Annotated in this window: 9 protein-coding genes; 7 read left to right on the top strand and 2 right to left on the bottom strand. The window is 48.8% G+C overall.

What is annotated here, in order from left to right; all coding sequences use genetic code 11:
- Positions 1–304 precede the first annotated feature (304 nt).
- The 5 genes from DWZ61_RS18865 (at position 305) to buk (ending at position 9,096) form a co-directional block, all read left to right on the top strand.
- Positions 305–2,917 (top strand): MMPL family transporter, encoded by a 2,613-nt coding sequence (locus tag DWZ61_RS18865; RefSeq protein WP_022312204.1) that lies wholly within the window; start codon positions 305–307, stop codon positions 2,915–2,917.
- Positions 2,808–6,041 (top strand): GLUG motif-containing protein, encoded by a 3,234-nt coding sequence (locus tag DWZ61_RS18860; RefSeq protein ID WP_182427201.1) that lies wholly within the window; start codon positions 2,808–2,810, stop codon positions 6,039–6,041. Before DWZ61_RS18865 ends, DWZ61_RS18860 begins: the two co-directional genes overlap by 110 nt.
- A gap of 2 nt (positions 6,042–6,043) precedes the next feature.
- The gene (locus DWZ61_RS18855; protein ID WP_118540056.1) at positions 6,044–6,685 is read left to right on the top strand and encodes an HAD family phosphatase; all 642 of its coding nucleotides are present in this window, start codon (positions 6,044–6,046) and stop codon (positions 6,683–6,685) included.
- 293 nt (positions 6,686–6,978) lie between these two features.
- Complete coding sequence (gene ptb / locus DWZ61_RS18850; protein ID WP_118540055.1) at positions 6,979–7,896, top strand: phosphate butyryltransferase; 918 nt, start codon at positions 6,979–6,981, stop codon at positions 7,894–7,896.
- Positions 7,897–8,028: 132 nt separating this feature from the next.
- Entirely contained in the window at positions 8,029–9,096 is a 1,068-nt protein-coding gene (buk, locus tag DWZ61_RS18845; RefSeq protein ID WP_118505623.1) for a butyrate kinase, read from the top strand.
- A gap of 98 nt (positions 9,097–9,194) precedes the next feature.
- Here the strand turns inward: buk and DWZ61_RS18840 are convergent, their stop codons facing one another.
- Positions 9,195–9,962: a TraX family protein gene (locus DWZ61_RS18840; RefSeq protein WP_243026462.1), complete on the bottom strand. Its 768-nt coding sequence runs from the start codon at positions 9,960–9,962 to the stop codon at positions 9,195–9,197.
- Positions 9,963–10,154: 192 nt separating this feature from the next.
- Between DWZ61_RS18840 and DWZ61_RS18835 the strand changes: the two genes are divergently transcribed.
- Both DWZ61_RS18835 and DWZ61_RS18830 read left to right on the top strand, forming a co-directional pair.
- Entirely contained in the window at positions 10,155–10,646 is a 492-nt protein-coding gene (locus DWZ61_RS18835; protein ID WP_118540053.1) for a pyridoxamine 5'-phosphate oxidase family protein, read from the top strand.
- Between the two features lie 78 nt (positions 10,647–10,724).
- Complete coding sequence (locus DWZ61_RS18830; RefSeq protein WP_118540052.1) at positions 10,725–12,257, top strand: helicase HerA-like domain-containing protein; 1,533 nt, start codon at positions 10,725–10,727, stop codon at positions 12,255–12,257.
- 75 nt (positions 12,258–12,332) lie between these two features.
- Here the strand turns inward: DWZ61_RS18830 and DWZ61_RS18825 are convergent, their stop codons facing one another.
- Positions 12,333–12,944 (bottom strand): helix-turn-helix transcriptional regulator, encoded by a 612-nt coding sequence (locus DWZ61_RS18825; RefSeq protein ID WP_117465531.1) that lies wholly within the window; start codon positions 12,942–12,944, stop codon positions 12,333–12,335.
- Positions 12,945–13,099 lie beyond the last annotated feature (155 nt).

Raw genomic sequence — 13,099 nt, 5'->3', positions numbered from 1 at the left:
ATTATGAAGTTAGAGGCGGTTGTTGGCTAGCCGCGGGATTATTTGGCGCTTACAAAATAATAGACGAACATCGCGAAAATGTCTAAAAATAAACAATCACAAAAAATCTGTAGCTTGCTTTTTCTTCCCCATTATTATATTTTGCATGTGGCAGAAAATCAACACAAGTTCATTAAATGACATTAATACAATTTCTCATCTTTGTAGTAAGTCTTTACAGATGTTCAAAAACATTTTAAACTAGAGGTGTATAAAATCAAATACATAAACAAGGGTACAAAGAGAGAAAAAGCAGGAGGGAACTATGGCAGACAACGCAGAAAAAGACAAAAAAGATAATTCCTTTATGATGAAACTTGCCACGCTCATTGTAGACAAACGAAAAGGATTTTATCTGATCTTTATTGTTTTATGCATATTTTGCGTATTATCCATGAACAGAGTCAAGGTTAATAACGATCTGACCACTTATTTGCCGGACACAACAGAGACCAGAAGGGGACTGGATCTGATGGATTCGGAATTTACCACGTATGGCTCCGCCCGGATCCTGATCTGTAACGTGACGTTTGACGAGGCACAGAAACTGGCAGATCAGGTGGAGGAGATGGACGGTGTCAGCATGTTGGATTTCGATGACACCGAGGATCATTATCATGACATGGAGGCTTTATTGTCTGTCACTTTTGATGAGGAAGCAGACACGGAAGCTACACAGCAGCATCTGGATGAAGTATTGGATGCATTGTCCGATTATGATGTTTACTATTCTTCCGATATCGGTCAGGAAGAGCGTGACGCGGATGACTTGAATAATGATATGATCGTCATTCTGTTGTTGGCAGCAGTGGTTATCGTAGCCGTATTGTTATTTACCTCTACGACTTATGCGGAAATCCCGGTTTATCTGACTACATTTATTGTGGCAGCTATTTTGAACAAAGGTACGAACTACTGGTTCGGAACCATCAGTTTTGTTACGAACTCCATCGCGGTGGTACTGCAGTTAGGTCTGGCGGTAGACTATGCCATCATTCTGGCCCACCGTTTTATGGAAGAACATGAGGACAAGGATGCCAGAGAGGCTGTGATTGTTGCTTTGAGTAAGGCAATCCCGGAGATTTCCTCCAGTTCCCTGACCACCATCTCCGGTATGGTAGCCATGATGTTCATGCAGTTTAGAATTGGTTATGATATGGGTATCATTCTGGCAAAATCCATTATTTTCAGTATGGTGGCCGTATTCTTCCTGATGCCCGGACTGTTGTTGACCTTTTCCAAGGCCATCGACAACACCCATCACAAGAGCTTCGTTCCGAAGATCACAGCAGTCGGTAAGTTTTGTGTGGCTACCCGCTACATTATACCGCCTATTCTGATCGTAGGTGTTATTATAGCATTTTTCCTGTCCAATAAGGCAAACTACGTGTACGATACCAACACTCTGGAATCCAGTACTATGAGTGATAATAAATTCTCCGTCAGCATGGTAAATAAGGAATTCGGCATGGTGAACCAGCTGGCGGTCATTGTGCCGAACGGTGATTATGAAAAAGAGGCACAGACACTGAAAGCTCTGGAAAAGCTGGATGTGGTGAAATCCTGTCAGGGACTTGGCAATATCGAGGCCATGGACGGCTATATGCTGACGGATAAGCTGACCCCCAGGCAGTTTGCGGAACTGATCGATCTGGATATTGAAGTGGCGGATATGTTGTATTCGGCATATGCACTGGATCAGAGCGATTATGGTGCGCTGGTCAGTGGCGTCAGTGAATACGAAGTTCCGTTTATTGATATGTTCCTGTTCATTTATGATCAGAAAGAAAGCGGCAACATCACACTGGACGATGATCTGGAAGAAACTCTGACGGATGCTTATTCCCAGATCTGTATTGCGAAAGATCAGCTGCTGGGCGAAGACAATTCCCGATTTGTTCTGGAATTGAATGTTCCTTATGAGGGAGAAGAGACCACAGCAGCACTGGATCAGATCCGTAATACCGTGGCAAAGTTCTATAATATAGATGACATTCTGCTAGTCGGTAACGCCACCAGTGATAAGGATCTGGGCGATTCCTTCGCAACGGATAATACGATCATCACGGTGCTGACAGCATTGTTCGTTATGATCATCCTGCTGTTCACCTTCCAGTCCGCCGGTCTGCCGGTACTGTTGGTTGTAACGATTCAGGGTAGTATCTGGATGAACTTCTCATTGCCGTATCTGTTGAATGAAAATGTATATTTCCTGGGATATCTGGTAGTATCTGCGATCCAGATGGGTGCAACGATCGACTACGCTATCGTTATCACCAGCCGTTACATGGATCTGAAGACCTATATGCCGATCAAGGAAGCCGCCATCGAAGCACTGAACCAGGCGTTCCCTACCATTGTTACCAGCGGATCCATGCTGGTATCTGCGGGATTTATTATCAGCTATGTATCTTCCAATGCAGCGGTAGCGGCCATCGGACTGGCTCTTGGTCGTGGTACTCTGACATCTATTTTGTTGGTACTGCTGGCATTGCCGCAGACACTGCTGATCGGAGATATCATTATTCAGAAGACAGCATTTACACTGAAACGGGATCTGGCAAAGCCCTTGCCCTCCGCCGGAAGAATCCGTATGAACGGTCACATCAAGGGTTATGTCAATGGTGTGTTGGAGGGTGATTTCATCGGTGTCATTGATGGTGAGATGGGTGCGGTGGTGCGTCCCAAGGATACCGTGACGATGGAGGAGCGGGACGATGCCCCGGAAGAAAACTATCCCAGACTGGAAGCCCAGGAGCTGCCGGAGGATGAGACAGCCGGACAGAAAGCAACCGGAGCAGATACAGAAGCTGCGGATAAGAAAGCTTCGGATAAAGAAAAAACAGCAGAAAGCGAGGGAACAGAAGATGAACAGTAAGAGATTATTATGTTTCCTGCTGGGAGCAGCATTGATCCTGCAGACACCGGCCACCGCCTATGCAGCAGAAACTTTGACCTATGAGCAGTACAGAGGCGGCAGCGGTTATAGCAGCACGATAAAGGAGCAGGATTATGCAGTCATAGAGATCAGCACGGAGGAGGATCTGCGGAAACTGGTGGAGAACTGTGTACTGGACAGTTGGTCCAGAGATAAAAAAGTAGTGCTGCAGAACGACATTGTTCTGAGCATGACAGGTGAACTCAGTATTCCTACGTTTGCAGGAATCTTTGACGGCAGCGGTTTTACTATTTCCAATGTGAAACTGACCGGAGACGGTTCGGCAGTGGGATTGTTCCGCTATGTGCAGGAGGGAGCAAAAGTCCGCAACCTTACGGTCACGGGGGAAGTATCTCCCTCTGGAAGTCAGGATCAGGTCGGCGGTATCGTCGGTGTGAACTATGGCAGCATTGAAAATTGTAAATTTACCGGAAATGTGGTCGGTGATACGGATGTCGGCGGTATTGCCGGAGTCAATGCCGAGAGCGGAGAGATCCGTCGGTGTGAATCCTCCGGAAATGTGATCGGCAATCATTCCGCAGGCGGTATTGTGGGCAACAACCACGGTATTCTGAATAACTGCAGCAACAATGGCAATATCAATACGTACAGCACGGAAGTGACTTATGATCTGGAAGATATCACCATGGACAATCTGGAGCAGATCAACAGTACCTCCAATGTGGCAGCTCATACGGACACCGGCGGTATCGCAGGTATTTCGGATGGTAAGATTTATTATTGCTCCAATTCCGGTGCCATCGGCTACCAGCACGTAGGCTACAATACCGGAGGTATCGTAGGCAGACTGCATCAGGGCTATCTGCAGAACTGCACCAACACCGGATATGTGCAGGGCAGAAAAGATGTGGGCGGTATCGTGGGTCAGATGGAGCCGTTCCTGGAAATCCAGTATCTCAGTGACAAGCTGAAGGAACTGGATACGGAGACAGACAAATTCCTGGATATGTTGGATGCCACCCAGAAAGATGTGAGCAGCTATAGCAAACAGGCATCCAGTATTGCCAAGAGTATCAGTTCGAACCTGAAAGATGCCAACAATGCGGGAAGTTCTCTGACCGGGACCGCTCATGATCTGTGGCATATTTACAATCAAGAGCTGAACGGCGTCAGCAACGATCTGAAAGTCCTGAATGACGATCTGAACAAGCAGGCGGATAATGACAAGAATAACGGCAACAGTCATGACGTTACCATCAGTGGAAATGATATTTGGAATGGTAACTGGGGTGGCGATGGCGATCATGACGTCAGTGGCGGAAACATTACCATCACCGTACCGGACGATACGGAGAGCTATAAATCGGCACTGAAAAAATTCGGAGAGAATGCCACCAAGCATCTGGATAACATGACGAATGCTTCCACGGATCGCAGTGGCGGTATCAAAGATAATCTGGATACACTGAATGACAGGCTCGACAAGGCTTTTGACCAGTTGGGTCAGTTGGGGGATGTACTGGAAGCCGGGACAGACAGCACCAGTGCCCACATGGATGAGCTGATGGATCAGGCCAGAGTTCTGAGGAATCTGGTCAGCGAAATCCGGGATGATCTCTTCCGGTATGAAGGAATTTCTGTAGAAGATACTTCGGATGAGTCAGCCAGCAAGGAAGAGGTGAACCCCGGAGATCCCGATGCGGAGGATGACACCGCAGAACCGGAAGGAACCGAAGAAGCGCGCTATGATACTTCCAGCTTCCAGAAGGGAAAGGTCACCTTATGTGTGAACCGCGGTACGGTGGAAGCCGATACGAATGTGGGCGGTATCGTTGGACAGGTGGCAACGGAATACGATTTTGACCCTGAGGACGATATCACTTTAACCGGAACGGAGAGTTTCGATGTGGAGCAGACGGTCAAGGCAGTCATCAGAGACAGCCGCAACCTTGGAGACGTGACCGGTAAAAAAGACTATGTCGGCGGTGTGGTCGGTAAAGCAGAATATGGCGCAGTCATTTCCTGTGAGTCTTATGCACCCGTAGAGAGTACCGGAGGCAGCTATGTGGGAGGAATTGCCGGATCTGCCAGCTATGCGATCCGCAGCTGTTACAGCATGGGCAGGATCACCGGTAAAAATAATATCGGAGGTATTGCCGGAGAAGGCTGTGATATTTTCTACAGCTATGCGTACAATGATCTGGATATGTCCGGCGAAGGCCAGGGCAGCATTGCCGGAAAAGTCAGTGATGATGGAACTCTGTATGGCAACTATTATGTGGAAGGCGGAGCCGGTGGCGTAGACGGCATTGGTTATCAGGGCGGCGCTACCCCGTTGTCCTACCAGGAATTCTGCAGCAAAGACGTTCCGGACGCTTTCTCACAGTTTACCATTACCTTCCAGGCGGATGGTGTAGAAGTGGCTTCCTATAAATGCGGTTACGGGGATTATCTGTCGGCAGACCAGATTCCGGAAGTACCGGAGAAGGATGGCTATTACGGTGTATGGCCGGATTATGATTTCAGTGATATTACCGGTAATAAAGTGCTGGAAGCAGAGTATGAGGAATGGACCGCATCCATTGCTTCCGCAGAGAAAAACGATAACAATAAGGCACTGGTTATGGCAGAAGGCAACTTCTATCCCAATGCAGCATTGCATCTGCAGGTAGAGGGAAATACTTATACAGTATCCATGACCAATTCCATGGAAGAGGATGCACCGGACTATACCGGAGAAGCAACCTTGCGTGTCTACTGTGAGGATGCGGATAACACTGTCATAGAGGTAGCACAGGATGGAGAGTACACGGAAGTGGAATCAACTGTGATCGGCAGCTATAGACAGTTTACCATGGAAGTGCCCGGCAGCTTCCGCACGGTAGAGGCCGAGGGCAGTCATACACTGCTGATCGTACTTTGCATCGTCGGTGGTGCAGTCGTGATCCTGTTGATCGTATTGTTAGGGAAAAAAGCGGCAAAACGCCGGAAGACGCGCAAGGCGGTAAAACGTGACCGGAAAGCCGGAAAAGCTGACGAGGACCAGAGTGGCAAAACGGATGCAGCAGAAGATGCCGGACAGACGGCTGACGCAGAGGAATAACAATGATTCAGGCAGTTTTATTTGACATGGACGGTACGCTGATCGATACCGAAAAATATTACCGTATTTTCTGGCCGAAGGCACTGGCAGCCTGTGGGTATACCATGACAGATGAGCAGGCACTTACGATGCGCAGCCTGGGACGCCCCTTTGCTCCCAGACAGCTCAAGGACTGGTACGGTGAAGATTTTGACTATTATGTGGTGCGTGACAAACGAAAAGAGATGATGGAAGAAACACTGGACCGGGATGGCATCAAATGCAAGCCCGGTGCCGTGGAGCTTCTGGAAGATCTGAAAAAAAGGCATATCACCGCAGCGGTTGCCACAGCGACGGATCTGGAGCGGACGGAAAAATATCTGGCGATGGCAGGACTTCGGCCGTATTTTGAGAAACTGATTTCGGCCACTATGGTAGCAGAAGGTAAGCCGTCCCCGGATATTTATCTCTATGCCTGCAGGCAGCTGGGACTGGCACCGGAAGAGTGCATGGCCGTGGAGGATTCTCCCAACGGAGTCATGAGTGCTTACCGCGCCGGCTGTAAGGTCGTGATGGTGCCGGATCAGACACAGCCAGATGAAAAATTAAAAAAATGTCTGTACGCCTGCGTACCGACCCTGGCAGATATCAGCCACCTCATTTAGAGGTGGCTATATTTGTCATAGTAGCTTGATTTTTGTATTCCAGTGTGTTATTATTTTAACGATTAGAGTGACTATTCGGAAGACAATGAAATCAAGCGGGACTGCTTTGTCATGCTTGCATGTAAAAAGCAGTTTTGCTTGATTTTAGGTGACTCGAATAGAGTCACCGCCACACATATGAGCAAAAATAGCTGCGCAGCAGCGAAAGCACGATTTATCGTGCGATTTTGCGAATAATGTGTGGAATGTATTCATACTTGGAGCCCACGAGGGGCGGAAAGGAATGGAAGAAAATGAATTTTGATGACATCGTAGCAAAAGTAAAAGAGTGTGGGAAGAAGACCGTCGCAGTCTCCGTAGCACAGGACAGTGCAGTACTGGAAGCTGTACATGAGGCCAAGAGACTGGGCATTGCAGATGCAATCCTGGTAGGTGATGAGGCAAAGATCCGTGAGATTGCAGCCGGACTGAATATGGACCTCTCCGATTATGAGATCATCAATGAGCCGGATATGATCGAAGCTTCCCTGAAAGCTGTAAAGCTGGCACATGACGGCCGTGCAGATATGTATATGAAGGGCCTGATCGACTCCAAGAACTTCTTAAAGAGCGTACTGAACAAAGAAGTAGGCCTTCGTACCGGTGGAACCCTGTCTCATGTATGTGTATTTGAGATTCCCGGCATTGACAGACTTCTGTTCCTGACCGATGTTGCATTCATGACCTATCCTACACTGGAGGAGAAGGTTCAGATCATCAAGAACACCATTCCGGTATGTAATGCCTGCGGCGTTGCAGAGCCTAAGGTAGCACCTTTAGCAGCAGTTGAGGTTGTAAATCCCAAGATGCCCGTTACCGTAGATGCGGCAGAACTGACTAAGATGTGTGAAGAAGGACAGATCCCCGGCTGTATCGTAGACGGCCCGCTGTCTCTTGATCTGGCAATCGATCCCGAGGCAGCCAAGCATAAGGGCGCAACCGAACGTAAGATCCAGGGTGATGCAGATGTATTGCTGTTCCCGGATATCCATGCCGGCAACCTGGTATACAAAGCAATCGTACATATGGTAAAAGTAAAGAACGGATGCATCCTGACCGGTACCAAGGTACCCGTAGTCCTGACCAGCCGTTCCGATACCTTCGAGACCAAGGTATACTCCCTGGCACTGGCTGCAGTTGTAGCAGAAGAGATGAAAAAGAATCAGAAATAAGCTATGGATATCGTGATCGAAGTCGCTGTGGAAGCTGCGGGAGAACTGCTGTCGGCAGGTATAGATGCTGTAGTGGACAAAGCGGTAAAGCATAAGAGCGAATATAAGAGTGAATATAGGAGGAAACACATAATGGCAATCAAGAGTCTGATCATCAACCCCGGTTCCACCTCCACCAAGATCGGTGTATTTGAGGATGAGAACTTATTATTTGAAGAAACCCTGAGACATTCTACCGAGGAGATCTCCAAATACGATACTATTTTCGAACAGAAGGATTTCCGTAAGAAGATCATTACCGATCTGCTGGCAGAGAAGAACTGCGATCTGAAGAGCTTCAACGTGATCGTAGGACGTGGCGGTCTGTTAAAGCCCATCCCCAGTGGTACCTATGCGGTAACCGATGATCTGCTGGAGGATTTAAAAGTAGGTGTACAGGGTCAGCATGCTTCTAACTTAGGCGGTATTCTGGCAAGAGAGATCGGTGATGAGATCGGCGTTCCCTCTTACATCGTAGACCCCGTTGTAGTAGATGAGCTGATGCCAATCGCAAGATATTCCGGTCTGGAAGAGATCCCCAGAGGAAGTATCTTCCATGCCCTGAACCAGAAGGCAGTTGCCAAGAGATATGCAAAAGAGGCCGGCAAGCCTTATGAGTCCTTACGTCTGGTAGTCGTGCACATGGGCGGCGGTGTATCCGTAGGCGCACATGAGGACGGCAAGGTTGTAGACGTATTCAGTGCATTTGACGGTGACGGTGCATTCTCTCCGGAGCGTGCAGGCGGTGTACCCTGTGCAGCACTGGTAAAAATGTGCTTCTCCGGAAAATATACTGAGAAAGAGATCAGTGCAAAGCTGATCGGCAAGGGCGGCCTGAATTCTTACCTGGGTACCAACGATATGCGTGAAGTTACTAAGCGTGCCAATGAAGGCGATGCCAAGGCAGCTGAGGTGAAGCAGGCATTCCTGTTACAGGTAGCCAAGGATATCGGTGCTATGGCTTGTGTGCTGAACGGCAAGGTAGACCAGATCGTTATCACCGGCGGTATTGCTTATGGTGAGGATGTAGTGGCTAAGCTGAAAGAGAGATGCGGCTGGATCGCTCCGGTGACCGTATATCCCGGTGAGGACGAGCTGTTAGCTCTGGCTCAGGGGGCTCTGCGTGTCATGAACGGCGAAGAACAGGTGAAGCAGTACTAATTTAGAAATTTAGAGTAAAAATATAGAACTCCCGGTGGAATGATTCCATCGGGAGTCTTTCTATTTCAGGGAATAGACTTTCTGTCAGCACTATCGTTTTAACTAAAAATCAGCTTTGACAGAATCCCCAGTACCAGCATGTGTGCCGGATAAAAGGCATAGCAGGCAAGCTGGATCTTGCGGTTATGCGCGCCCTGGCGTCCATGGTAGCACCACAGAAGCGGCAGACACAACAGCGCCAGCCCCTGTTCTGAAATTTCGAAGGCATGACCGAAAAGCTGTAATGGAAGCTGCATTCCTGCCAACAGCATGACATTGATCCAGTAGAGCCCGGCAAATTGTCCGGCAAGCTGCCACCATTTTTTCCCATGGAAGAGATAGAATACGATAACGGTCAGAACGCCTTCCCCGTAATAGTCGAACATGAGGAGGGTTGCCAGCACGTAGCCTATTGCAGATAGCAGCAGAATCGCCGGAATCCACAGCCAGACCGGACATTTTTTCCGTAGGGTATCCATTGCCCAGATACACAGGAAGCCTGTGAGCAGTGTCCAGATCACGTTCTGATGAAATGGATAGAATAACAGCCCGCTGTACATCAGATTGATGGGAAGCTCAGACAGAATGGCCAGAAGAAGCAGGCGCATGCAATATTTTTTCTTATCATGGGTATGGAAGAAGCCTTCCACCAGGAAAAAGGCGAACATGGGAAATGCCAGTCTGCCGATGCCGGTCAGCCACCAGGCATCTCCGGCGAGGGTAGCCCACAGGTGATCACAGAACATGAACGCCATAGCGAGGATATGCAGCGTCAGAGCACTGAGATCCGGTGGGAAAATAGAACAATGGGATCCTTTGTTTTGCAAAATAAAACTCCTTTCAAAATTCCTTACGGAAGGATATAGTTGCATTATATCTTGTTTATGCGCTATAGTAAATATATCTGTGAAAGAGTATATGAAATTCCAATGATGGCTTACCCGGCATTTATATGCCGCAAAGCCTGTCGGGCGAACAGATATTGACAGAAAAACAAAATGCAGCACAGGAGGAATACAATGCGTCGTAACGATCGTGAGATTACAGAATTTTCGGAAATGACAGATGTCATGAAGAGGTGTGATGTGTGCAGACTTGCACTGAATGATGAGCATGGCTATCCGTATCTTCTGCCGTTGAATTTCGGAATGGAAGAGACGGACGGCAGAGTGACACTCTATTTTCACGGGGCAAAAGAAGGAAAAAAATATGACTTGATCCGTAAGGATGCCAGGGCAAGCTTCGAGATGGATTGCTCCCACAGACTGGTGCTGTCGGAGAAGGAAGACGGCTGTCAGTGCACCATGGAATATGAGAGCGTGATCGGTCAGGGAACTATAGAGATCCTGTCGGATGCGGAAAAACAGAAAGCATTGAATCTTCTGATGAAGCAGTACTATCCTGACAGAACGGAGAATTTCGTATTCCGACCGGAAGTCGTAGCCAGGACGGAGATATTCTGCCTGAAAGTGGAGCATATGACGGGGAAGAAACGTTTCAAAAAGTCGTAGAAGATATCATCTATTGATATCCCCGCGGGATGGGGCAGCAGGAAGTCTGAGATAGAAAAGAGAGGATGAGGGACAACAATGTATACAGATGGACAGATCTATATGGGCCTGGCAGATGGCCAGCGTGTGAATATGCAGCTGAATATGAGTAACCGCCATGGATTGATCGCGGGAGCCAGCGGCACCGGCAAGACGATTACGATGAAAGCTATGGCAGAATCATTTTCGGACGCGGGAGTTCCGGTTTTTTTGTGTGATGTCAAGGGAGATGTCTCCGGCATTGCCACGGCGGGTGTGGCTTCGGAGTCTATGGACAAGAGAATCGATAAATTCGGTATCCGCGACAGCTTTTCCTATAAGGCTTATCCGGTCTGCTTTTGGGATATCTATCAGGAGGGCGGACATCCTGTGAGAGCCACAATCTCCGATATGGGACCGGAGCTTTTATCTCGTATTCTGGGGCTCACCGCTGCGCAGGAAGGTGTATTGAATATTGTCTTCCGGATCGCGGATGACAAGGGACTTTTATTGATCGACTTAAAGGATCTGCGTATTCTGCTGAATTATGTGGCAGAACACAAGGATGACTATCTGACCACCTACGGAAGTATCTCCAAGCAGTCCGTGGGCGGTATTCTGCGGGCGTTACTGCCTCTGGAGAATCAGGGCGGAGATCTCTTTTTCGGAGAACCGGATCTGGATATTTATGACTGGATGCATACGGATGTGTACGGCAAGGGTATCGTCAACGTGCTGAATTGTGTAAAGCTGGTGCAGAATCCCACACTGTATGCCAGCTTCCTGTTATGGATGATGTCAGAATTATTCCAGAAGCTTCCCGAGGCGGGAGATCTGGAAAAGCCGAAGCTGGTATTTTTCTTCGATGAGGCACACCTGTTGTTTGCTGATGCACCGAAGATACTGGTGCAGAAGATCGAGCAGGTGGTGAAGCTGATCCGCTCCAAGGGTGTGGGCATCTATTTTGTGACCCAGAGTCCCAGTGATATCCCCGATTCCGTACTGGCACAGTTAAGCAACCGGGTACAGCATGCCCTCCGGGCGTATACCCCTGCGGAGCAGAAGGCTGTCCGGGCGGCAGCACAGTCTCTGCGGGCTAATCCGGCGTTTAAGGCAGAGGAAGTCATCATGGAGTTAGGTGTAGGAGAAGCGCTGACATCCTTCCTGGATGAGAACGGCGTGCCCGGCATCGCCCAGCGTACCTCCATCATCTGCCCCCAGAGCTTTATGGGACCTGTGGATGAGACGGAGCGCAGAAATCTAATGGCGAGAGACGGCATGGGACGCTACGATGAGGCGGTGGACAATATTTCTGCCTACGAAGTGTTGACAGATACCATGGAGCATGAGGCGAAAGCGGCGCAGCTGGCAGCAGAGCGGGCACAGCTGGAGAAGGATAAGGAAGCTCTGGCAAAGCAGCAGGCCAAGCTACAGGAATCCGCCGTAAAGCAGAAACAGAAAGAGTGGGAAGCAGCACAGAAAAAGAAGGAAAAGGCAGCGGAACGCCGACAGGCCCAGATCGAACGCCAGCTGATCAACACCGGTGCCCAGGTCATCAAGAGAGGAATTTTGAGTACACTGTTTGGAAAGTAATTAGGAATAAAATTCTTTTGATGCTTATTCTGCCATCGTCAGCGGACGGAAAGATTATGCAAAACGATGGAAATGCTAGAATAACTGGAACCAGAGAAAGTGTCCGCCAAAGATCAGCCAGAGGACGGACAGAACCGACAGCAGGATACAGACGATGGTCTCCGCCGGCTGCCGGGGGCGTCTGCAAAGTAACGGCGGTAGAGCGATGGCAAGCAGAAGGATCGGAATCCCGTACCGGAAAAGCATAAGCCCGATGGCAAAGGCACCCAAAGCCAGGGTGAAGAGTGCTTCGTCTAAATTTGCTTCATTTTGTATAAATAAGAACGCACCAGTAAAGAAGAGAAACGCAAGAAGGATCACGGAAAAAATACTAAGACAGAGGATGCGAAGCCATTTCGCGGCTCTGTCTTTTTTCTGTTGGCTTACCTCGGCGATGACATCGCTCAGGAGTGTATTGGTGTCAGCAGAGGGCAGGGCAATCCGCTCACCGCGACAAAGCTCTTCAACCGATACCGACAGCGCAGCCGCCAGATCATCCAGCAGAGCAATGTCCGGGTAGGCATTGCCGGTCTCCCAGCGGGAGATTGCCTTATTCGTAATATGTAACTGTTCGGCCAGCTGTTGCTGCGTCAGTCCCAGAGCCATCCGCTGTTCTCTGATAAAAGTCCCTATTTTTGTTTTATCCATGTGCCCCTCCTGATTGTTGCATACGAACTGATATTTGATTTCAGTATAGAAGAATCAAGGGGAATTGGCAATCTACCGAAGCGAGAATGCCGGGAAATTAACTGGAAAGTTAGTAAAGAAATGCTATCAAATCCCCGTAGCCCTTGGCAGGGTAT

Origin of the sequence: Clostridium sp. AF34-10BH (assembly GCF_003478095.1) — a bacterium.
In the GTDB taxonomy this organism is placed as follows: domain Bacteria; phylum Bacillota; class Clostridia; order Lachnospirales; family Lachnospiraceae; genus Acetatifactor; species Acetatifactor acetigignens.
Note: the sequence above shows the minus strand (reverse complement) of the source record. Positions and strands in the feature narration are given on the sequence as shown.

Coding starts and splice junctions, on each gene's coding strand:
- DWZ61_RS18825 (WP_117465531.1), bottom strand. CDS start 12,944: ATGGATAAAACAAAAATAGGGACTTTTATCAGAGAACAGCGGATGGCT.
- DWZ61_RS18830 (WP_118540052.1), top strand. CDS start 10,725: ATGTATACAGATGGACAGATCTATATGGGCCTGGCAGATGGCCAGCGT.
- ptb (WP_118540055.1), top strand. CDS start 6,979: ATGAATTTTGATGACATCGTAGCAAAAGTAAAAGAGTGTGGGAAGAAG.
- DWZ61_RS18865 (WP_022312204.1), top strand. CDS start 305: ATGGCAGACAACGCAGAAAAAGACAAAAAAGATAATTCCTTTATGATG.
- DWZ61_RS18860 (WP_182427201.1), top strand. CDS start 2,808: ATGAGACAGCCGGACAGAAAGCAACCGGAGCAGATACAGAAGCTGCGG.
- DWZ61_RS18835 (WP_118540053.1), top strand. CDS start 10,155: ATGCGTCGTAACGATCGTGAGATTACAGAATTTTCGGAAATGACAGAT.
- buk (WP_118505623.1), top strand. CDS start 8,029: ATGGCAATCAAGAGTCTGATCATCAACCCCGGTTCCACCTCCACCAAG.
- DWZ61_RS18855 (WP_118540056.1), top strand. CDS start 6,044: ATGATTCAGGCAGTTTTATTTGACATGGACGGTACGCTGATCGATACC.